The sequence below is a fragment of the Flavobacterium dankookense genome, assembly GCF_004362665.1.
GTDB classification, from domain to species: domain Bacteria; phylum Bacteroidota; class Bacteroidia; order Flavobacteriales; family Flavobacteriaceae; genus Flavobacterium; species Flavobacterium dankookense.
This window is the reverse complement of record NZ_SNXR01000013.1, coordinates 197,771-219,514: the sequence shown is the minus strand read 5'-3', so window position 1 is coordinate 219,514 and position 21,744 is coordinate 197,771. Positions and strand designations below refer to the sequence as shown.

At 30.5% G+C, this 21,744-nt stretch carries 27 protein-coding genes; 15 read left to right on the top strand and 12 right to left on the bottom strand.

What is annotated here, in order from left to right; translation table 11 throughout:
• Positions 1-16 precede the first annotated feature (16 nt).
• On the bottom strand, positions 17-604 hold the full coding sequence (gene def, locus BC748_RS07570; RefSeq protein ID WP_133532875.1) for a peptide deformylase: 588 nt from the start codon (positions 602-604) through the stop codon (positions 17-19).
• Positions 605-637: 33 nt separating this feature from the next.
• Entirely contained in the window at positions 638-1,054 is a 417-nt protein-coding gene (gene ruvX / locus BC748_RS07565; protein WP_133532874.1) for a Holliday junction resolvase RuvX, read from the bottom strand.
• 198 nt (positions 1,055-1,252) lie between these two features.
• Here ruvX and BC748_RS07560 point away from each other — a divergent pair, with 198 nt between their 5' ends.
• Genes BC748_RS07560 through BC748_RS07545 form a run of 4 tightly spaced genes read left to right on the top strand, consistent with a single transcriptional unit; the run spans position 1,253 to position 4,848 of the window.
• Complete coding sequence (locus tag BC748_RS07560) at positions 1,253-2,068, top strand: 2,3,4,5-tetrahydropyridine-2,6-dicarboxylate N-succinyltransferase (protein WP_133532873.1); 816 nt, start codon at positions 1,253-1,255, stop codon at positions 2,066-2,068.
• A gap of 38 nt (positions 2,069-2,106) precedes the next feature.
• Positions 2,107-3,090 carry a Stealth CR1 domain-containing protein gene (locus BC748_RS07555; protein WP_133532872.1) on the top strand — a complete coding sequence of 328 codons (984 nt, stop codon included), beginning with the start codon at positions 2,107-2,109 and terminating at the stop codon, positions 3,088-3,090.
• Between the two features lie 29 nt (positions 3,091-3,119).
• Positions 3,120-3,800: a phosphocholine cytidylyltransferase family protein gene (locus tag BC748_RS07550; protein ID WP_133532871.1), complete on the top strand. Its 681-nt coding sequence runs from the start codon at positions 3,120-3,122 to the stop codon at positions 3,798-3,800.
• A 1-nt stretch (position 3,801) separates the two neighbouring features.
• Positions 3,802-4,848 carry a CDP-glycerol glycerophosphotransferase family protein gene (locus BC748_RS07545; protein ID WP_133532870.1) on the top strand — a complete coding sequence of 349 codons (1,047 nt, stop codon included), beginning with the start codon at positions 3,802-3,804 and terminating at the stop codon, positions 4,846-4,848.
• On the opposite strand, the gene BC748_RS07540 is transcribed toward BC748_RS07545, so the two are convergent.
• Complete coding sequence (locus BC748_RS07540) at positions 4,845-5,660, bottom strand: glycosyltransferase family 2 protein (RefSeq protein WP_133532869.1); 816 nt, start codon at positions 5,658-5,660, stop codon at positions 4,845-4,847. The two genes, BC748_RS07545 and BC748_RS07540, sit on opposite strands and share 4 nt — an antisense overlap.
• Positions 5,661-5,691: 31 nt before the next feature.
• Positions 5,692-6,585: a lysophospholipid acyltransferase family protein gene (locus BC748_RS07535; RefSeq protein WP_133532868.1), complete on the bottom strand. Its 894-nt coding sequence runs from the start codon at positions 6,583-6,585 to the stop codon at positions 5,692-5,694.
• Positions 6,586-6,659: 74 nt separating this feature from the next.
• Here BC748_RS07535 and BC748_RS07530 point away from each other — a divergent pair, with 74 nt between their 5' ends.
• The 4 genes from BC748_RS07530 (at position 6,660) to BC748_RS07515 (ending at position 10,657) form a co-directional block, all read left to right on the top strand.
• Entirely contained in the window at positions 6,660-7,226 is a 567-nt protein-coding gene (locus tag BC748_RS07530; protein WP_133532867.1) for an L-threonylcarbamoyladenylate synthase, read from the top strand.
• A gap of 99 nt (positions 7,227-7,325) precedes the next feature.
• Positions 7,326-8,747, top strand: coding sequence for a CCA tRNA nucleotidyltransferase (locus tag BC748_RS07525; protein WP_133532866.1), 1,422 nt, complete (start codon positions 7,326-7,328; stop codon positions 8,745-8,747).
• Positions 8,748-8,816: 69 nt separating this feature from the next.
• Entirely contained in the window at positions 8,817-9,836 is a 1,020-nt protein-coding gene (locus BC748_RS07520; RefSeq protein ID WP_133532865.1) for a COX15/CtaA family protein, read from the top strand.
• A gap of 50 nt (positions 9,837-9,886) precedes the next feature.
• Positions 9,887-10,657 carry a CDP-alcohol phosphatidyltransferase family protein gene (locus BC748_RS07515; RefSeq protein WP_133532864.1) on the top strand — a complete coding sequence of 257 codons (771 nt, stop codon included), beginning with the start codon at positions 9,887-9,889 and terminating at the stop codon, positions 10,655-10,657.
• Positions 10,658-10,695: 38 nt separating this feature from the next.
• Here BC748_RS07515 and BC748_RS07510 read toward each other — a convergent pair whose 3' ends face one another.
• The 4 genes from BC748_RS07510 to BC748_RS07495 all read right to left on the bottom strand — a co-directional run bounded on the left by BC748_RS07510 (position 10,696) and on the right by BC748_RS07495 (position 14,048).
• The gene (locus tag BC748_RS07510) at positions 10,696-11,301 is read right to left on the bottom strand and encodes a thioredoxin family protein (protein WP_133532863.1); all 606 of its coding nucleotides are present in this window, start codon (positions 11,299-11,301) and stop codon (positions 10,696-10,698) included.
• A 5-nt stretch (positions 11,302-11,306) separates the two neighbouring features.
• Complete coding sequence (locus BC748_RS07505) at positions 11,307-11,798, bottom strand: TlpA family protein disulfide reductase (protein WP_133532862.1); 492 nt, start codon at positions 11,796-11,798, stop codon at positions 11,307-11,309.
• Positions 11,799-11,884: 86 nt separating this feature from the next.
• Complete coding sequence (locus BC748_RS07500; RefSeq protein ID WP_133532861.1) at positions 11,885-13,567, bottom strand: DUF6029 family protein; 1,683 nt, start codon at positions 13,565-13,567, stop codon at positions 11,885-11,887.
• Between the two features lies 1 nt (position 13,568).
• Positions 13,569-14,048, bottom strand: a complete 480-nt coding sequence (locus tag BC748_RS07495) for a TlpA family protein disulfide reductase (protein WP_133532860.1) — start codon at positions 14,046-14,048, stop codon at positions 13,569-13,571.
• Positions 14,049-14,187: 139 nt separating this feature from the next.
• Between BC748_RS07495 and BC748_RS07490 the strand changes: the two genes are divergently transcribed.
• The 7 genes from BC748_RS07490 (at position 14,188) to BC748_RS07460 (ending at position 19,628) form a co-directional block, all read left to right on the top strand.
• Positions 14,188-15,624, top strand: a complete 1,437-nt coding sequence (locus BC748_RS07490) for a T9SS type A sorting domain-containing protein (RefSeq protein WP_133532859.1) — start codon at positions 14,188-14,190, stop codon at positions 15,622-15,624.
• Positions 15,625-15,626: 2 nt separating this feature from the next.
• Entirely contained in the window at positions 15,627-16,364 is a 738-nt protein-coding gene (locus BC748_RS07485; protein WP_133532858.1) for a T9SS type A sorting domain-containing protein, read from the top strand.
• Positions 16,365-17,417: an Omp28-related outer membrane protein gene (locus BC748_RS07480; protein WP_133532857.1), complete on the top strand. Its 1,053-nt coding sequence runs from the start codon at positions 16,365-16,367 to the stop codon at positions 17,415-17,417.
• 51 nt (positions 17,418-17,468) lie between these two features.
• Positions 17,469-17,861, top strand: a complete 393-nt coding sequence (locus BC748_RS07475; protein ID WP_133532856.1) for a DUF1801 domain-containing protein — start codon at positions 17,469-17,471, stop codon at positions 17,859-17,861.
• 246 nt (positions 17,862-18,107) lie between these two features.
• On the top strand, positions 18,108-18,968 hold the full coding sequence (locus BC748_RS07470) for an OmpA family protein (protein ID WP_133532855.1): 861 nt from the start codon (positions 18,108-18,110) through the stop codon (positions 18,966-18,968).
• 119 nt (positions 18,969-19,087) lie between these two features.
• A complete protein-coding gene (locus tag BC748_RS07465; protein ID WP_133532854.1) occupies positions 19,088-19,336 on the top strand; it encodes a type II toxin-antitoxin system ParD family antitoxin in 249 nt (82 codons plus the stop codon).
• Positions 19,329-19,628 (top strand): type II toxin-antitoxin system RelE/ParE family toxin, encoded by a 300-nt coding sequence (locus BC748_RS07460; protein ID WP_133532853.1) that lies wholly within the window; start codon positions 19,329-19,331, stop codon positions 19,626-19,628. Before BC748_RS07465 ends, BC748_RS07460 begins: the two co-directional genes overlap by 8 nt.
• A gap of 1 nt (position 19,629) precedes the next feature.
• Here the strand turns inward: BC748_RS07460 and BC748_RS07455 are convergent, their stop codons facing one another.
• The 4 genes from BC748_RS07455 to BC748_RS07440 all read right to left on the bottom strand — a co-directional run bounded on the left by BC748_RS07455 (position 19,630) and on the right by BC748_RS07440 (position 21,742).
• Positions 19,630-20,385: a LytR/AlgR family response regulator transcription factor gene (locus BC748_RS07455; protein WP_133532852.1), complete on the bottom strand. Its 756-nt coding sequence runs from the start codon at positions 20,383-20,385 to the stop codon at positions 19,630-19,632.
• 62 nt (positions 20,386-20,447) lie between these two features.
• A complete protein-coding gene (locus BC748_RS07450) occupies positions 20,448-21,092 on the bottom strand; it encodes a DUF2306 domain-containing protein (RefSeq protein ID WP_133532851.1) in 645 nt (214 codons plus the stop codon).
• 36 nt (positions 21,093-21,128) lie between these two features.
• Positions 21,129-21,437: a 2TM domain-containing protein gene (locus BC748_RS07445; protein WP_133532850.1), complete on the bottom strand. Its 309-nt coding sequence runs from the start codon at positions 21,435-21,437 to the stop codon at positions 21,129-21,131.
• A 2-nt stretch (positions 21,438-21,439) separates the two neighbouring features.
• Positions 21,440-21,742, bottom strand: a complete 303-nt coding sequence (locus tag BC748_RS07440; protein ID WP_246014019.1) for a 2TM domain-containing protein — start codon at positions 21,740-21,742, stop codon at positions 21,440-21,442.
• Positions 21,743-21,744: the final 2 nt, after the last annotated feature.

Below are 21,744 nucleotides of genomic sequence, written 5' to 3'. Positions count from 1 at the left end.
ATTTTAAAAATGTTAATTATCTTCCTTTTTTATTGGCAAATTTCATTCTGTAATCTGGCCTTGCTTTTCCTTCCATTATGTTTTGTAACTTCTTCTTAATCAGTGTTTTTTTTAACATTGAAATTTTATCCGTGAACAAAATTCCTTCAATATGATCGTATTCATGTTGAATAACTCGAGCAATTAATCCGTCGAAAACTTCTGTTTTTTTATTGAAATCTTCGTCATAATATTCTAAAGTAATTCTTTCGTTTCTATAAACATCTTCGCGAACATCAGGAATACTCAAACAGCCTTCATTAAATCCCCATTCTTCGCCTTCTTCTTTCAACATTTTTGCATTGATAAATGTCTGCTTGAAGTTTTTTAATTGTTCGTGTTCTTCTTTTGACAAATCATCACTGTCACTGAAAGGTTCTGTATCGATAACAAACAAACGAATAGCCAAACCTACTTGTGGCGCAGCTAATCCAACACCATATGCATTGTACATAGTATCATACATATTGGCAATAATTTCTTTTAAATTTGGATATTCTCGCGAAATTTCTTCTCCGACTTGTCTTAAAACAGGTTCGCCATAACCATAAATAGGAATAATCATTTTTTTAATTTTAAAGTGACAAAAATAATGAATTTAAATCATTTTTCTAGTCAAATAATCTTGAAGTAAAATAGTAGCTGCTATTTCGTCTATTAAAGCTTTATTTTTTCTTTGATTTTTCTTCAATCCACTATCAATCATGGTTTGAAAAGCCATTTTAGAAGTAAATCGTTCATCTACTCTTTCAATTTTCATTTCTGGAAAGTTATTTCGAAAATCTAGAACAAATTTTTCAATAATTGGAGTGCTTTCAGAAGCTAAACCATTCATTTGTTTGGGTTCGCCAATGAGTACTTTTTCTACTTTTTCCAGAGAGAAATAATTCTTTAAAAAAGCTATAGTCGCTTCTGATGAAATGGTTGTTAATCCAGAAGCTATAATTTGTAACTCATCTGTAACAGCAATTCCTGTTCGTTTGATTCCATAATCAATGGCTAGAATTCTTGGCATATTAATTTTATTTTTACAGCTCGTTGTTTCGAAATTATAAATAAAAAAGCTTGAATTATTTTATCAATAACTCATTAAGTTTTGATAATTTATTTATACAAAGTTAATCAAGATTCATAAAAACAAGTAAATTCCGTTGATAATTAAATGATTTGAAAAATACATAAATGCGACTATATTTGTAAAAAATTACAATAAATGACACTATTACAATCTATCATAGAATCAGCATGGGAAAACCGTGCTTTACTTCAAGAAGAAACTACTACAAACGCTATCAGAGAAGTTATTTCTTTACTTGATGCTGGAACTTTGCGAGTTGCTGAACCAACAACTTCAGGTTGGCAAGTGAATGAATGGGTTAAAAAAGCGGTAGTGCTTTATTTTCCAATTCAAAAAATGGAAACTTGGGAAGCTGGGATTTTCGAATATCATGATAAAATGTTGCTCAAAACTGGTTATGCTGAGAAAGGTATTCGTGTTGTTCCGCCTGCTGTAGCAAGATATGGTTCCTATATTTCGAAAGGTGTAATTTTGATGCCAAGTTATGTTAATATTGGTGCTTATGTTGACGAAGGAACAATGGTTGACACATGGGCAACAGTTGGAAGTTGTGCACAAATAGGCAAAGATGTTCATCTTTCTGGTGGTGTTGGAATTGGTGGTGTTTTAGAACCGCTTCAAGCTGCTCCAGTAATTATTGAAGATGGTGCTTTTATTGGTTCAAGATGTATTGTTGTTGAAGGCGTTCGTGTAGAAAAAGAAGCTGTTCTTGGCGCCAATGTTTGTCTTACAGCGTCAACAAAAATTATCGATGTTACTGGTAGTGAACCAATCGAATACAAAGGATTTGTTCCTTCAAGAAGTGTTGTTATTCCTGGAAGTTATACAAAAACGTTTGCAGCTGGTAGTTTTCAAGTTCCTTGTGCATTAATTATTGGAACTCGCAAACCATCAACTGATTTAAAAACTTCACTCAATGATGCTTTGAGAGAATATGATGTAGCGGTTTAAAATCATTTTAATTATTAAACTTTAGTATCGTAAACCAAATGAGTGATTTAGTAAAAAATAATTTCAAAATTGATGCGGTTATCACTTGGGTTGATGGTAGTGACGTTGTCTGGCGAAATAAAATCAATACTCATTTAGAAAAAAAAATTGATTGGAATAATAAAGTAAGTAGCAAAAGATATAACTCTATTGATGAAATTGAATTAACAATTGAATCTATCATAAAGTTTGCTCCATTTATTAGAACTATTTTTATAGTAACTGATAATCAAAAACCTAAAGCTTTTGATAAACTTAGAGAAAAAGGTAAAAAAGTCAACATCAATTTAGAACTGGTTGACCATACTGTAATTTTTAAAGATTTTGAAAATTACTTACCAACGTTTAACTCATGTTCGATTATCACGGCGCTTTATAGAATTCCAACTTTAGCTGAGCATTTTATCATTTTTAATGATGATACTCTATTGATGAGAGATACTAAAAAGGATGATTTTTTTATCAATGGATTGCCTGTAATTCGTGGAAGATGGGATAGTTTTTACTCCAACAATTGGTTTAGAAAAACCTATAATAAATACTTCAATAAAAATTTAAAAACAAACGTTGGCTACAAGCATTTACAACAAAAAAGTGCCAAAATTGTTGGATTTGAAAAAAAATACGTTCGAAGAGATCATACTCCAGTTTCGGTTAGAAAATCAACTTTAGTAAACTTCTTTTCAAAACATCCAAATCTTTTGGAGAACAACATTAAACATAAATTTAGGAACAATGATCAATTTATAATTTCATCCTTGTCCAATCATATTGAAATAAAAAATGAAACTTATGTTCTAAAGACAAATTTTCAATTAACCTATTTCAGAACCTACAAAACCATACCGACCATTTTTAAATTGTTTTGGTTTGATTTAAACAAGAAAAAGTTATTCGTTTGTCTTCAAAGCCTTGAACTAGGAAAAAAAAGTATGCAGGCTTATGTTTTAAAATGGATAAATAAAAAGATATACAATCAATAAACACAATATTATCATCAAATAATAATAGTATGAAAATAATTATTCTCGCAGCAGGAATTGGCTCAAGACTTGGCAATCCATTCCCAAAACCATTAACACCTTTAAAAAATGGTAAAAGTATAATGGAATATCAAACAGAGAACATTGCTTCAAAATTTAATATTGATGATATAAACGTAGTTGTTGGTTTCAAAAAAGATTTAATCATGGAGCGTTTTCCTGAACTTACCTATATATACAATCCCTTTTTTGACAGAACAAATACTTCTAAAAGTTTGCTTCAAGCATTGAAAAAAAATCGTGATAAATCAGTAATGTGGTTCAACGGCGATGTGGTTTTTGATAGACAAATTTTAGACATTTTACATCCATATATAAAATCAAAAACTTCTTTTGTAGCTGTTAATACAAGTAAAGTAGCAGATGAAGAAGTAAAATACACATTAAAAGATGGTTTTATCAACGAACTTTCAAAAACCGTAAAAAATGGTCTTGGTGAAGCAGTTGGTATCAATTTTATTTCCTCAAAAGACATTCAAGCTTTTATCAATAGATTAGAAGAATGTAATGACAACGATTACTTTGAAAGAGGATTGGAATTGGCTATTGAAAAAGATGGAATAAAAATCACTGCCGTTGACATTTCTGCTTTTAATTGTATGGAAATTGACTTTGTAGAAGATTTAGAAAATGTAAACAAAATGCTTTAAAATGAAATGTATTCTTTTTTGTCAAAATAATTATTCCTTTGGAATTCTTGAACCAATAAAAAATTATTTACTGGCAAAAAACCATGATTACATTTGGTACATCAATGAAAAAATACTACCTGATTTTCCCTTTAAGAATGAAAATCATACATCATTAATTACTAATTTAGAAAACTATAAAGCAGATGCTATTTTTGTTCCCGGAAACGAAGTTCCTCATTATTTGCATGGATTAAAAGTACAAGTTTTTCATGGTTTGGCTGGAGAGAAAAAAGGACATTTTAGAATTCGTCACTATTTTGATTTATACTTAACCCAAGGTCCATATTTTACTAAAAAATTTATTGATTTTAAAAATAAATACCAAGATTTTGACGTTATCGAAACGGGTTGGCCAAAACTTGATGTATATGGAACTGACTTACATTTATATGATGATGAAAAGAAGCAGCTTTTAGCCAATTTCAATGCAAAAAAAATACTGCTCTATGCACCAACTTTTTCGCCAAAACTTACTTCAGCACCGTTTTTGGTTGATGAGTTAAAAGCATTGGTTAAAAATCCTGATTATTTAGTTCTATTAAAATTTCATCCTTTGATGGATAAAAATTGGTTAGATATATACAAAAATCTAGCCGATGAAACACCGAATATTATTTTTGAAACAGAAAAAAATATCATCAAATTTCTACTAATGGCTGATTTAATGATTAGTGATACTTCTTCTGTAATTTATGAATTTTTACTTTTAAATAAACCCGCAATAACTTTCAAAAACATCTCTGAAAATATCGTTTGGGAAAACAGCTTTGATTATGCTCAATTAATTCCTTTGGTAGAAAAAAACCTTTCTGAAGATACTTTTGCAAAAAACAGAAAAGACATTTTTGAACAATATCATCCCTATAACGATGGAAAATCCGCAGAAAGAATGGTTGAAGCAGTAAAAAATTATATTGCCAAAAATGGTGTTCCGAAGAAAAGGAAAATCTCTTTATTTAGAAGAATGAAAATGCATTCGCTATTTGGAAAACCATCAAAAAATTAAGGTAGTTTTTCTATACCGTTTTTGATTTTCACGACACCATTTTTTTTGTTGAAAGCTCTGATAGCTAAATTTTTATTCCAACCTTCTTGACTGTAATAACCGCGAGAATGATCTAAGTGAATACAAATTGCTGAGTATCGAATTTGTTTTGAAAATAAATCGTTATTAAACATTCTTTCGCCAACTTCTCTGTCCAAACCACCATATTGCATGTCTTCATTAAAACCATTAACTGCCAAAATATCTTTTTTAAAACAAGAAGTATTATGTCCGTTGAAAGTTCTTTTGGTTGGCGTTAACCAATTCATAAATGCGGCAAAATACCTATTATGTGTGAGTTTGGTTGCTTTAAAATTCAAGTTTAAGCCTTGTTTTTTTAACCAAGAAACATTGAAACAATTTTGAGTTTCAATATCGTTATCCGTTATGGCTTTAGAAACGTCCATTGGCAATTTGAAATAACCACCCGAAAGAAAATAATTGACTTCTTTATTTTTTAAATGAATTGAAACAAAATCTTTTCTCGGAATGCAATCGCCGTCAGTAAAAAGTAAATAATCAGAATTTGTTTTAAGAATGGCTTTATTTAAAATCTCTGATTTTCTGAAACCTTTATCTTCATGCCAAACATGAACAATTGGATACTTAAATTTATTTGAAAATAAGGCTAAAACTGCTTTTGTTTTATCGGTAGAACCATCATCTGCAATGACAATTTCAAAATCATCTATAGTTTGAACACTATAACCTACAAGCACTTTGTGAAGCCATTCTTCAGCATTATAGGTGGTGATTATTACAGATAATTTCATTATTACAATACTACAAAAATAAAATTGTAAGTTACGATTCCTTATTCAATTTGTTTTTGCCTTTATGTTTCCATCTTTTGTGCGTCCAAAGATAAAATTCTGGTGCTTCTAAAATTTGTTGTTCTACTTTTCGTAAAAATGTTTCCGTAATCTGAAAATCTGGAATTGATTTTGGCTCTTTAGTTAAAAGCTCAAATTCTGCTTCATAAAAACCTCGTTTAACTTTTTTGATTTTCATAAACATTATGTTCATATCGAACTTCTTAGCAAGTATTTCTGCTCCAACATATACAGGAACTTCAATTCCCATAAATTTACTCCAATAGGTTTTCTGTCTTATTTGTGGCGATTGGTCACTAGCAAAACCATATAATCCTTTCACTCCATTTTCATCATTTTTTTCAATTGTTGGGATGGTTTCCTTCGTTGTGATTAAATATGCTTTAAAACGAGAGCGAATTTTTTTTACCAAATTGTCAAAATGTTTATTGGTAATTCTTTTATAAATGGCAAATCCATCAAAAGTGATTTGACTATTAATTGAAATACTCCATTCGTAACTAGCATAATGACCACACATTAACGCTATACTTTTCCCTTCTTTTTCTAGCTCTAAATATTCATCTAAATTTTTTACAACGAAACGCTTTTCAATTTCTTTCACCGAAATTGACATCGTTTTTATCATTTCTAAAAACATATCACACAGGTGTTTATATGATTTTTTTTCAATTTCTCTTCGCTCTTTTTCGGAAAGATGTGGTAATGATAATGCGATATTTTCTCTGACTACTTTTTTTCTGTAACCAATAACATAATAGACCAAAAAATAAACGCCATCAGAAACAATGTATAAAATTCTAAAAGGTAAAATTGAGATTAAAAACAGGATTGGATACAAAATCCAAAATAATATGAGTTGCATTTCTTTTTTTTTACAAATATAACTAAAACTATTTTTCTATGAGTTTGCTTTATCTTTGCTAAAATTTTGAAAAAATGAATATCAACGAAGAAGTTCATAACGCCTTTGAAGTAATCCAAAACGGAGGAATTATTCTTTACCCAACTGATACGGTTTGGGGAATTGGTTGTGATGCTACAAATCCGGAAGCGATAAAAAAAATCTACGCTTTGAAACAACGCGAAGAAAGCAAAAGTATGATTTGCTTAATGAATGGCGAAAAAATGATGTACAATGTTTTCAAAGAAATTCCAGAAGTAGCTTGGCAAATTCTGGATTTATCCGAGAAACCAACCACTTTAATTCTAGATAATCCAAGAAACGTAGCTGCCAACATTATTGCGGAAGACAAAACTCTTGGAGTAAGAATTGTTAAAGAACCTTTTTGCTTCAAATTGATGGAGCGAATGAAAAAACCATTGGTATCCACTTCAGCAAATATTTCGGGTATGTTTACTCCAAAATCTTTCAAAGAAATAGCTCCCGAAATTATAAATGGTGTTGACTATGTTGTAAATTTGCACCGCGAAAAAATTTGTGACAAACCATCAACGATTATTAAGTTGACCAATGATAGTCAAGTAACAATTATACGTAAATAAAACACTACTCGTTGTCATTCCGAGGAACGAGGAATCTCATCAAACTATTCTGATTATGAGATTCCTCGTTCCTCGGAATGACAAGATTGAAAATAAATTATGAACTACAAAACAGCCTTAAACAATCCAATATTTGAAATAATCTCCAAAGCGAGTCAAGAACTTAATCTTGAAAGTTACGTTATTGGTGGTTTTGTTCGTGATTTTTTATTGCAACGCGATTTTAAAAAAGACATTGATGTTGTAGCTGTTGGTTCTGGAATTGATTTGGCTTTAAAAGTTTCCGAATTATTACCCAATAAACCCAAAGTTCAGGTTTTTAAGAATTATGGAACAGCAATGTTGCGTTACAAAGAAATTGATATTGAATTTGTTGGCGCCAGAAAAGAAAGCTACACAGAAGAAAGTCGAAATCCAACGGTTGAAAATGGAACATTAGAAGATGATCAAAATCGTCGTGATTTTACCATAAACGCATTGGCTTTTTCATTAAATACGGCTAATTATGGTGAATTAATTGATCCGTTCAATGGTTTAGAAGATTTAGAAAATAAAATCATCAAAACACCTTTAAATCCTGACATAACTTATTCTGATGATCCATTGCGAATGTTACGAGGAATACGTTTTGCAACGCAATTGAACTTTACCATTGAAGAAAAATCGCTTCAAGCTATAGCCGAAAATAAAGACCGCATTAAAATTATTTCAGGCGAGAGAATTGTAGATGAATTGAATAAAATTTTAGAAACGCCAAAACCATCTATTGGATTTTTGCATTTGTATAAAACTGGACTTTTAGACATCATTCTTCCAGAGTTGACGGCTTTGAATAATGTGGAAGAAATTGAAGGACAAACACATAAAAACAATTTCTATCATACACTAGAAGTTGTAGATAATATTTGCCCAAATACTGATGATGTTTGGCTTCGTTGGTCTGCTTTGCTTCATGATATTGGAAAAGCACCAACTAAAAAGTTTAATAAAAAACAAGGCTGGACGTTTCATGGTCATGAATTTCTTGGCGGAAAAATGGTGAAAAAAATATTTGAACGTTTACACATGCCATTAAATCAAAAAATGAAATTTGTGCAAAAAATGGTCATGATGAGTTCTCGACCAATCATTTTAGCCGATGATATTGTTACTGACTCGGCTGTGCGACGATTGGTTTTTGATGCTGGTGAAGATGTGGACAATCTAATGACACTTTGCGAAGCAGATATTACGACCAAAAATCCCAAAAAATTCAAGAAATATCACGATAATTTTGACCTTGTTCGCAAGAAAATTATTGAAGTAGAAGAACGCGATCATGTTCGTAATTTTCAACCACCAATTTCGGGAGAAGAAATTATGGAGCTTTTTAATTTAAAACCATCGAGAGAAATTGGCGTTTTGAAAGAAGCTGTAAAAGAAGCTATTCTTGAAGGCGAAATCCCAAATGAATATCAAGCAGCATTGGATTTTGTTTTGAAAAAAGCAACTGATATTGGACTGAAAAAATCGAAAGAATAAAGGATAGATTAACTTTTGTTCTAGATTAAAATTTATAAGATTATCTATTTTTGTATTAGAATTATAAACATGAAAAAATATTTTGAAAAATCTGCAAAGATTGCTTTAGTTCTAGTATATCTGGTCATTTTTGCTGGAGCATTTGTTAGATTGACCGGTTCAGGAATGGGTTGTCCTGATTGGCCAAAATGCTTTGGTTACTATATTCCGCCAACACAGGAAAAAGAATTACTTTTTGCTTCTGGAAAAGAATACGACAAAGGTCAAGTAATCATTAAAGATGAAACGCTTTGGGTTGCAAACAAAGATTTTAGATCAAATAAAACTTTTGAACAAAAAGATTGGGAAAAATATACAAAACACGATTACGCAATTTTTAATCCTATGCACACATGGGTTGAGTATATTAATAGACTACTTGGCGCACTTGCAGGAATTGCTTGTTTTGTAACATTTCTATTGTCTTTTGGTTACCGAAGTGAAAATAAGAAATTAATTTTCCTTTCTTTTTTTGTATGCGTGTTGATGGGTTTTCAAGCTTGGCTAGGAAAAACAGTTGTTGATTCGGTATTGAATCCTGTTAAAATAACAACGCACATGCTAGCTGCTTTGTTAATAGTGGCATTACAGCTATTGATTATCTACAAAACCAAAATTAACCACAAAAAACGAGTTGAAGATAACCGTTTTAGAAACTTTTTACTAATAGCCTTGGTGTTTACTATTATCCAAATAATTTTTGGCACAAGTGTTCGAGAACATGTTGATGAAATAATCGAATTAGGTTTACCAAAAGAAACGTGGCTTCAAAATCCAAGCTTCTCTTTTTATATTCACAGGAGTTTTTCAATTTTAGTTTTTCTTGTTAATTTGTATTTGATTAACCGAAACAAAAAACTGAATTTGGGATTTGAGAAAATGAATTGGGTTATGCTTTTGCTAATTTCGGAGATTATTACTGGAATTGCAATGTATTATTTTGATTTCCCATTTGGAACACAAACACTACATATTGTTCTAGCTACTGTATTATTTGGATTTCAATTTTACATGATACTAGAACAATTTTCAAGAAAAAAATTAGAATAAAATTATATTGATACAGACTATATTGTCGCAGTTACTTGTTAACCATTTAAATGTCAAAACTTGCCAAAGAAGATAAATTTTTAGATTTATCAGATTATGGAAGATCTTTCGGGAGATTTTTTGCTAATCAATTAAAAGAAACTCGCTTTACTCCTATTCATGTTACGCTCCTTTTCGGAATTTCTGGAATATTAGCTATTTATTTTATCATAAATAATCAATATTGGCTAGCCGCTTTTTTTATCGTGCTAAAATCGGGTATTGATGCAGCTGACGGTGAACTGGCAAGAATGAAAAATACGCCATCCTATTCGGGAAGATATTTGGATAGTGTTTTTGATATTATTTTAAATTTTCTGTTTTTAATGACCATTTGTTATGTTTCAAAAACTACTATTTGGTTTAGTTTATTGGCTTTTATTTGTATTCAGCTCCAAGGAACATTATACAATTACTATTATGTTATCTTGAGAAACAAATCTGTTGGTGGCGATACAACGAGTAAAGTGTTTGAATACAAAACGCCCAAAGCTTTGCCAGGCGAAACTCAAAAATCCGTTGATGTTTTATTTAAAATTTATACTGTAGTTTATGGTAGTTTTGATAAAATGATACACGCTTTAGACAATGATGCCTACAAAGTCAAGACATTTCCAAACTGGTTTATGACACTACTTTCAATTTATGGTTTAGGATTCCAATTATTGATTATAGCGGTAATGCTACCTTTAGGTTGGATTGAATTTATCGTTCCCTTTTTTATAGTTTTCTCCATTCTAATCTTTGTATTAATATTGATTAGAAAACGATTTATAAACTAAAAAAAGACTTCAAATTGAAGTCTTTTTTGTTGTATTTGTTATGCTTTTTTCTTCACCTTTATCGAACATCCAATGGCTTTTGTAACCACTGGAGAAGGTTCAGTTCCTTTTTCTAAAGCCGCAATGGCATTTTCTAAATATTTTTCTTTTACTGCCGAAGCATCATCGGTGTTATCATCTATCGCACCAATATATTTTACGATAAGATTTTTATCAAGAAGAAATACATGAGGCGTTTTGGTTGCACCATATTGTGGATAGATTTTTTGTCCTTCATCAACTAAGTAAGGAAACGAAAATCCTTTTTCTTTGGCTTTCTTTTGCATCAATTCAAAAGTATCGTCAGGTTGCGCCGCAGGATCATTTGGATTGATTGCCAAAAGATAATACCCTTTCTCTTTATACTTCTTTGCCAAATCGTTAATTCTGTCTTCATATTTTACTGCAAACGGACACGTATTGCATGTAAAAACAACAATAAAACCTTTAGCATCTTTATAATTTGCCATGCTGTATTGCTTTCCATCAACTGATTTAAGTTTAAAATCTGTTGCTTTATCGCCTGGTTGATAACCAGTTGATAACGTTTTCTCTCCAACTAAAAAGGAAGAAAAAAACATCATAAGTAATGTTACTATTTTCATAATTATTATTTTAGATTGATAAATGAGTTTACGTATTGATTAAGTTCATCAAAATTTTCAAAATCGCGTTCGGCAAATTGTTTTTTCTTTCCATTGAGAAGTAACGTAGCCGGAATAGCACCAGACCAATCATCATCTACTTTGGAAAGCCACGAATTATAATTTTTGTCTGCTAAGAGCAAAACTTTGGATTTCAATTTTCTTTTTTCGATAAATGGAATGAGTTTTTTGTCTAAATCTTTCTTGCTGTCCAAACTGACAAAAATGACTTTTACGTTCTTATTCTCGGCGTTTAATTTTTCAAAATACGGTAATTCTTTGATACACGGCGCGCACCAAGTTGCCCAAAAATTGATAACATAAATGTTTTCGTCTTCTATCAAAATGTTTGTGGCAAAATCGTCATAGGTATCATAAACCGTAACTTTTTCTTGCGCTTGAACCGAAAAAGTAACGAAAAGTAAAACGAATAAATGATGAACAGCTTTTTTTATCATAATCTACGAAGTTAGTGAGTTAAGATAAGAAGCTGCTTGGTATTAACAAAAATTTATATTGTAAATGGAATGATATTTTGATATTATCAAAAAGAAGTGCTTAAATTAATAGTAAATCCCGTACTTTCTGGAACAAATCGGCAAACACCACCAACACAAACTAATCCACCGCGTTGTCTTCCATAGTTGAAAGCAATACGATTTGCTCCTTTTCTATAAGCTCCGCCAACATTATAATAGTGTGTTTTATTTAATTCATTTTTATTCCCATAATTGTAAATATCCCAAACATATACAGATAATTTATCATTGAAACTATACTCCAAAGTTCCACCAATCCAATTTTTTCTGTCGGCATCAGCCCAAAGATGTTCTGCTTCAAAACGGATTGATTTTGATTTTCCAAAAGAATAAATTCCTTCAGCTGCTATGATATTTGAATTTATCTCATCTCCACCTTCAATAAACCTACGATTATAATATTGATTTATAAAGTAAAATCCAGTCAACCATTCTTGTGATAATTTCTTTTTTATCTCAATATTGTAATCTGAAAAATATTTATTTCCAACACCGAAAAAATCAACATCATAATCAGAAGGAACAAAAGAATATTTTCCTGGTAAATTATACCAAGAGGCAAGATTTACAGCTACACTTGTTCCATATTTTCCTCCTAAAGATGTTCCTTTTTGAAATTTATATAAAAAATCAATCTGTCCACCTGTTTCTCCAGCTTTCATTATGGATTGATCTGAAAAATCAACTCGATTTTGAGCTTGGTAAACATAAATATTTGCTAAATTGGAGTGGTGTTGTTTTGTTAAAGCAGGAGTAAAATTTAAAATTTTATCATTATAGTTTAAACTCGTATTTCCGTCGAGAAGACTTGTTGGAATTCTTTCAGAAAGAAAACTAAAATTTTCAAGTCGTCTTAAAGAAACATCAACTCCTAAACCTTTTTTTGAATACCCAAAATTTAATCCAATTGCACTACCTGATTTTACAAAATCATTATTTAACTTATTTTGAACATTTAAAATTCCGTCTGTTGATTTAAAATTGACTTCAGAATTTACATAAAAAGCATCGTGCATAAAATTTATTCTTGCACCAAAAGCATTTGTTAACTCAGAGAAACTAGGATTTTCAAGTTCAATTTCTTCTTTTCTTCCAACATATGAAATTCCAAAACTTAAATCAGTTTTTGAAAATTTAAGTAAATTTGATAGGTTGTAATCAAGATCTGCACCAAATATTTTCCCTTTCGAAACATCAAAACCAGAACGTTGTTGTCCATAAAAACTTTTTAATACGATGTCGTTTGTTGGTCTGTAAATAATTCTTGCGCCACGAATAGCATTATTGATACCTAAAGCTCTGTCTTCCCATGTTCGCAAAATTAATCCACTTCCAAATTGCTCGTAAAAATGACCAACTGTTGCTTCAAATTTATCTGATTTGTAGTTTATGAAATAAGTTCCAAAATTTGTACCCTTATATTTGGGATTGAAATTTAGCAATGCATTTGGTTCATAAGACTCTATTTGAAAACCAGTCGTCCATTTTTTATAATTATAATTTAAAAACAAATAGTTATTAGAACGAATTGGATCTTCTGGATGTGGCAAACCTCTTTCTTTGTCATTTAAATACCATTGGGCATTGGATTCGAAACCACCAAAAACAGTTCCCCATTTATTTTTATTATTTTGTGCAAAAGAAACTTTTATAGATAACAGTGCTAATGCAAAGAATAAATATTTCATTTTATAATGTTTTTAAAACAGAAAATAATTCTTTTTCAGCACCTTGACTATATCCATTTTGTATATGAACAATTTTTTGATTTTTTACAATAATGGTGTAAGGAATATTTGCTATAGATAATGCTCTTTTAAAATCTTGATTACCATCCAGTAACATCTTGTATTCCCATCCTTTTCCGTTTAAAAGTGGTTTTACTCTTTTTTGTGTACGAGAATCATCAATAGAAACTGCAATTAATTCAAGGTTGAGTTCTTTTTTCCAATCAGCATAAACATCATTTATAGCCTCTAGCTCATTGATACAAGGCACACACCATGTAGCCCAAAATGAAAAAACATATATTTTATCTTGTTCAGTAAAATCTGTAGAAACATTAATTGGATTATTATCCAAATCTTTAACAGTTACATTCGGTAATTTGGATTGTGAGAAAGCAGAAAAAGTTAAGAATAGAACTGCAACTAGATAAATTTTATTCATAATAGCATGAAAAGGTTAATGAATTGTTAAAAAAAAAGTTTGACAAATATTTGTTTTTTTTTTGATTTAGAATAATTTTTTTTAATATTTGTTTTTAATTAATTAATAACCAACTAACAAACTAAAAAAATCAAATTAAATGAAAAAAACTCTACTTGCTCTTCTACTTTGTTGCACATCTATGACCATTAATTCTCAAATTAGTGGTGTTCAAGCACCAGATTTCACGGTTACTGATATTAATGGACAAACGCATACACTATCAACATATTTGGCTCAAGGAAAAACTGTTATCCTTGATATTTCTGCAACATGGTGTGGTCCGTGTTGGAATTTTCACAACGGTCATGCGCTTGAAGATTTATACAATTCATATGGACCAAATGGTTCTAATGATTTGGTTGTTTTATTTGTAGAAGGTGACGCACAAACGACTTCTGCTGATTTAAATGGAACTGGAAATAATACTCAAGGCAATTGGGTTGCAAATACTCCTTATCCAATTATTGATAATAGTCAAATCTCAGATTTATATGGTATAACTTACTTTCCAAGCTTATTTAGAATTTGTCCAACCGGAATTGTTACAAGTATACAAACTGCAAATGTAACATCTCTAAGAAATAATCTAAATAGTAATTGTGGAACTATGCCAGGCGCACAAAATCATGGTAAAGTTGAAATGGATGATTTGAATAGTTGTTCAACTACTGCTATTCCAGTAGCAAAAATCAAAAATTACGGTACTAATTCAATAACTAGTGCAACACTTTCTCTTAAAGAAAATGGTTCTGTTGTGGCAACAAAAAATTATGCAGGTGTTTTAACAATGTACAACTCAGCAAACGTAACATTCAATGCAGTTGATTTAAATGCAACCTCTCAATATGAAGTTGAAATTTCAAATATAAATAATGCTACACCATACAACAATAATTTAACCAATGAAGTCGTAGCTTTCAATTTAGCAAATAATTCTGCATTACAAGCACAAGTAAGGGTTTATACAGATGATTATCCAACTGAAATTAGCTGGAGAATAAAAAATGGTGCAGGAACTATTATTGCGAGTGGCGGACCATATGTTGGAAGTCCAAATGGTGGTGGTGCTGATGCAAATACAACAAAAATCCATAATTTAACTTTAACAGATGCTACTGATTGTTTTTCTGTAGAATTATTAGATAGTTATGGAGATGGTTGGGGTTATGGAAGCACACCACATGGTTTAGAAATTTTTAATGGTGATAATTCAATCTTTAATTTATCGGTAGCAAATTTTGGTACCGCATTAAATAGATCAGCTGCTTTTAGAACAACATCATCACTTTCTGTAAATGAAAATGAAATTGCAAAAATTTCAATGTTGCCAAATCCATCAAATGGTATTTTTACTTTAACTACTGAAATTTTAGTAGATGTAGAAATTTATGATATTAGTGGTAAAAAAGTTTTTGCAGGAACTAATATGGAAAACAACGCTATAATCAATATTAACCAATTGAATAGTGGTTTATATTTAGCAAAAGTTACTGGTGACAACTACTCTGAAACAATTAAATTAATCATCAAATAAAAATGAAAAAATTTCTTAGCATAATTGCTATTCTATTAGCAACTCTTTCATCACAGGCACAGTTTAGCGTTTCTAAACTTAATGGTCCAATAATCAATGATGGTGATATCTTTACATTTGATGGAATAAGTGCTGCTATTGCAGAATTTAAATTTAAAGTCACTAATACATCAACTACAGATGATATAAATGTAAAAATTAAAGTGGAAGAAATTATTAATGCTAATGGTTCGGATTTTCAGCTTTGTTTTGGTGACTTATGTTTTTTTTCGATAACAGCAGGAAATAGTTATCCTCCAAATTTTCCATTAACACTTGGACCTGGTGAAAGCAACGGTAATTTTGATCATTTTTGGAATACAAATACTGGTAATGGAGAAAATTTCCCAATAGATTATAGACTTAAATTTTATCAACTAAATGACTCTGGTGTTGAAATCGGTAATAGCATATCAATTACCTATCGCTATCAGCCAAACCTTAGTTCATCGGATTTTGATACATTAAAAAATAAAGGAATTTTATTAAACAGTACAATAGTTTCTTCTTCCTTAAGTTTTAATTCAACAATTGATACTAACGTTATTTTGAGTGATATTAACGGTAAAATTATTTCGAAAAATTATTTTTTAACTGGTGAGAATACGATTGATTTTTCTAGTCTAAAATCAGCGGTATATTTTGCTAAATTTGAAAATAAAGATGGTATAATCGGAACAATAAAAGTTTTGAAAAAATAAATGAAAAAGATTATTGGTTTTTACATTGTATTATTATCTCTATTACAAACATCTTGTAATGAAGAGTATACTATTCTGAATGAAGTTGACACAATTTATATCACTACTGATAATACTACAAAACTTATTGGGTCAACGTTTACATTTACTGTAAAAAATAATTACGATGTTGATGTAACTTCTGATGCAACTTTTTTTGTAAACAATGTAGAAATTAATGGTAATACTTATCAATCAAACAGTGTTGGAAACTACTCTGTTAAAGCCGTTTATCTTGGTGTAGAGTCTGAGATAATGACTATAAGTTACTTTGATGGAACCGAAGTAAACTTTACAAAACGGGTTTTAATTGAAGATTACACAGGAACTTGGTGTGGCTATTGTCCAAGAGTTGCTCATGCAATAGACTTAGTAAATAACCAAACGGATAAAGCTGTTGCAGTTGCCATTCACAGAGCTAGTTCTAATCCAACTAGTAGTAATTATGATCCATTTAATTATGATGCAACGGAACTTGAAAATTTAATTAACATTCCTGGTTATCCAAAATCAACATTAAACAGAACAATTCAATGGAATTTTCCAGAACCAAATAACGTTAATCAAGCTCTAACACTTACGCAAGGTGACAATCCAAAACTTGGATTAGCTATGAACTCAACATTAACTGGAAATCAACTTTCACTAGATGTAAATGTGAAGTTCAGTAATACATTTGATAATCTAAAACTGGTAGTCTATGTTTTGGAGAATGGTTTGATTTATGACCAATATAATTACACCAATTATTATGGCGCAATACACCCGCTTCCAAACTATACTCACAATCATGTTCTTCGTGATTGTATAACACCTATTTTAGGAGATAACATTGCTAATTCAGAAACTGTTCCTGCTAATGTTTATCAACGTAGCTTTAATATTCCTTTACCTTCAAACATTGCAAATGCTCAAAATGTAGAGTTTGTGGCTTTTGTCGTTGGAAGTGATAATAAAGTAATCAACGTTAGGAAAGCTGCCATAAACGAACAACAAGTATTCGAAGAATTATAAACAGAAAGAAACCGTCATTTATGGCGGTTTTTTTATTTCATTTTTTAAATAATGAAAGAAGAAATCACCAATTACATTTCGCTTTTGGATGAAAATTATCAGGAAATTGCTCATCGATTATTTGAAGTGATTGAAGCAAATTTGGTTTCAACCGAAAATAAAATTTGGCATCGTCATCCGGTTTGGTTTATAGACGGAAACCCAATTGTTGGTTTTGACAAACTGAAAAACGGTTTGCGATTGATGTTTTGGAGTGGCGCAAGTTTTGATGAAGAACAACTAAAAATTGGCTCAGGAAAATTTAAAGATGCTTCCATAACTTACACGTCTTTAAACCAAGTAAATACTGACGATGTAAAACGCTGGGTTGAAAAATCATTCAATATACAATGGGATTATAAAAATATCGTGAAACTAAAAGGTAAACTTGAGCCACTTTTTTAAATACCCAAACCATTCCTTAAAATCATTCACACGTTCGCGAGCTACAATTACTTCATCGTCTTTATAGGCTGTGAGGGTTAATTTTTATTATATTTTTCCTTCTTTTACTTAAAAAATGATTTTTTGCATCAGCTAAATACTAAAATTAAATATTTATTACTCTTATTTTAAAATTCTCAAAAAAGTTGAACAATAATTATTAATTCTATACGTTTAATATTAAAACATTTTAATTTTCAATTGAACATGATTAAATCATTTCATCTTTTTTTCTTATTACTACCTTTTATTCTATTTTCTCAAAACCAAAGTCAATATCCCGATACAATCATTGACTCTTATAATAGTACTTCCAAAACTCGTGATAAGTTTTATGGAGGTTCAAAAGTTCCGTCAAAGAGAATCGCAGTATCTTTAGACTCTCTTTTCTTTAAAAATGACTGCTTCATTAGTTTACCTCAAGACAGCTATATAATTGTGGGATTTACTGATAATTACATAATTGATGCACCACAACAGAATGATATTTTTATTGAAGAAGTTGGAGGTGCAGGTGAATATGCTGATGTATTTGTAAGTTCTGATAATTTAGAATATACTTTTTTAGGTGTTGCTGGAGATGGTAGTGTTAATGAATTTGATTTGGCAAAAATCAATTATAAAAAACAAGTTAAATACATTAAAATAATTGGTAAAGACAATAAAGGTTCCTCTCCAGGTTTTGACTTAGGAAGTGTTTATGGATTACCAGGAGCTAACAAATATGAAGAAATTATCATTCTAGAAAACGTATTATTTCAAACCAACAAATCGATTTTATTGGAGCAATCTTTTGAACCTTTAAATAAATTAGCCCAACAACTTGAAATTAATTTGTCTATAAAAATAGAAATTAGAGGTCATACCGATAACAAAGGTACAGAGGCTAAAAATCAATCACTTTCTGAAGAACGTGCCAAGGTAGTTCTGAACTACCTTGTTTCAAAAGGTATAGCTACGAGTCGATTTTCTCATAAAGGCTTTGGAAGTACACAGCCAATAGCTTCAAATGATACCGCTGAAGGACGTGAAAAAAATAGAAGAGTTGAGTTTATAAAAACCGAATGAAAAGTTTATCTTACCCCAACCATTCCTTAAAATCATTCACACGTTCGCGAGCAAAAGTAAATTTTATTTTTTTTGTAAAAATTACCAATTTTTGGTAACTTTGATTAAAATTAAAAATTATGGGACGAAATACATCTGTTTCTTTGGGAGATTATTTTGAAGATTTTGTGGATAAAAAAGTGAATCAAGGTCGTTTTAAAAATACGAGCGAAGTTATTCGTGCTGGTTTGCGCTTGTTAGAAGAAGAAGAAAATAAAATTTTAGCTTTAAAAAATGCTATTCATCAAGGAATTGAAAGTGGAATTGCTAAAAATTTTGATGCAAAAAATCATCTTGAACTTCTAAAAGCAAAGAAAAAAAATGGCTAATTTTTTATTAACCAATAAAGCTGTTGATGACTTATCTGAAATTTGGAATTACACCTTTGAAGAATGGTCGGAAAGCCAAGCTGATAAATATTATTTTCAACTTCTAAACGATTGTAAAGAGTTAGCAAGAAATCAAAATCTCGGTAAAAATTATTCTGAAATTTCAAAAGAAATTTTTGGATACAAATCTGTAAGACATATCATTTTTTATCGAAAAATAGATAACGAAACGATAGAAATCACAAGGTTTTTACATTCTCAAATGGATTTGAAAAATAGAATTCAGGATTAAATTACCCCAACCATTCCTTAAAATCATTCACACGTTCGCGAGCTACAATTACCTCATCGTCTTTGTAGGTTGGTAAAATCACTTTCAGTCGTGAATTGCTGTGCAACTGAATTTCCTTTATCGCTTTCATCGGGATGATGAATTTTCTTGAAACTCGATAAAATAGTTTTGGATCGAGTTCGGTTTCGAGTTGTTCTAAAGTGTTGTCTAACAAATAATCACGATTATCCAAAGTATGCAGATATGTTCCTTTGTTTTCGCTGTAGAAACATTCTACTTCTTCAATGGCAATCATTTTCAGTTGTTGCCCCATTTTTATCGTGAAGCGTTTTTTATATTCGCGATCCATTGGGTTAACCAACATTTTTTTAATCATTTCGAAGTCTAAAGACAAACTTGGAGCTGCAACGTTTCTAGCTTTGAATTTATTAACCGCAATTTCTAAATCGTCTTCGTCAATAGGTTTCAACAAATAATCAATACTGTTTAATTTAAACGCTCGTAAGGCATATTCATCATAAGCAGTGGTAAAAATCACGGCACTTTTGATTTCGATTTGCTCAAATATTTCAAATGATAATCCATCGGAAAGTTGAATATCCAGAAAAATCAAATCAGGATGTTGGTTACTGTTGAACCAGTTGATGGCTTCTTCAACCGAATGCAACATGGTGTTGACTTGCAATCCTAATTTTTCAACCTTTCTTTGCAATAATCGTGCGGCTGGTTTTTCGTCTTCAATGATAATGATGTTCATATTTGATTATTTGTGGATTTGATGATTTGACTTCTAAACTTTATTCTGCGTAAAATGGAACCTTAAATTTGCACTCTATATTGCTTTGTCCATTTCACAATTAATGGTGTGAAAATTACTGTTGGCAGCAACCAACCAACAATTCCTGGCAAAAAATGATTATTCACCACGATAAAAGCCGTCAATGCAGCAATGTATGAACCAACCATTCTTTGAATGTGCAATAACAACCAATAGTTTTTTTCTTTGATATTACCTTTATAGACTTTGATGTCTTTTATCGCCATCAAACAACTAACTACACCAAAAACAAGAAGTACTATTCCAAAATTGACTTTGTTTATCAATAAATAACTTCCGTAAATGATGAAAAGAAATGCAAAAACTAACATGGTATAGGTCAAAATCCAATCGATAGTTTTTGGTTTTTGTTCTTTATGCAACTGTTTTAAAGAAAGAAAACGTTGTCCTGTTGCCACCATATAAATAGAAAAAACGGCAACAATCAATAGAAAGTCATTTCTATGAATTAAAGAAATTACTAAACCTGCGAAACCATTTATCAACATACTATAAAAGAAAAACTTACCTACGTTTTTATGCGCTTTATCGCCTTTCTTTTTAATGATATTTATTGTTCCTGTTAGCAATCCGATACTTCCAGCGATAATGTGAATGATTAGTAAAATTGTAAAAATAGTTTCCATTGGCGTTTATTATCTATTGGTGATTGAGTTTCAAAATTACTCCCATTTATTGTTCTTTTCTTTTTCCATTAATTCTTTGATTTTCTTTTCTTCCCAGTTTTCACCCAAAATCATTGATGGTAGAAAAACCGAAAGTCCGTGAGCTACTAATCCAATTCCCCAAAAGAAAGGAGTTGACAACGTTTTCCATTGAAAATAACTTTCGCCTTCGTTAACACTTTGAGCATTTAGTATAAAAATCATAATGTTTACAACAATATAAACACCTAAATGAGAATAAAATCCTTTGATTTTCTTTACGCGTTTTGCGGCTTCTTGATATCTAATTTCGTCTTGATTTTCCATGATTAATTGTATTTGTTTTTTGATTTTTCTTCTTCCATAAATTCTTTAATCTTTCTTTCTTCCCAATCTTTACCAATAAAGGTTAAGAATTTGAAAACCAAAGCAGCGTGAATGAATAGTCCAATTCCCCAACCTAATAGTGACCAAAAAAACCATAAATAGTGTGGTGTGTATTTTAAATTGATAAAAATCAACACTATCATCACTGCGATATAGGAAGAAAGATGAACATAAAACCCTTTGATTTCTTCTACTTGCTTTTTCGCTTTTTGGTATCTTTCGTATTCGTTATTATTCCTTTCCATGA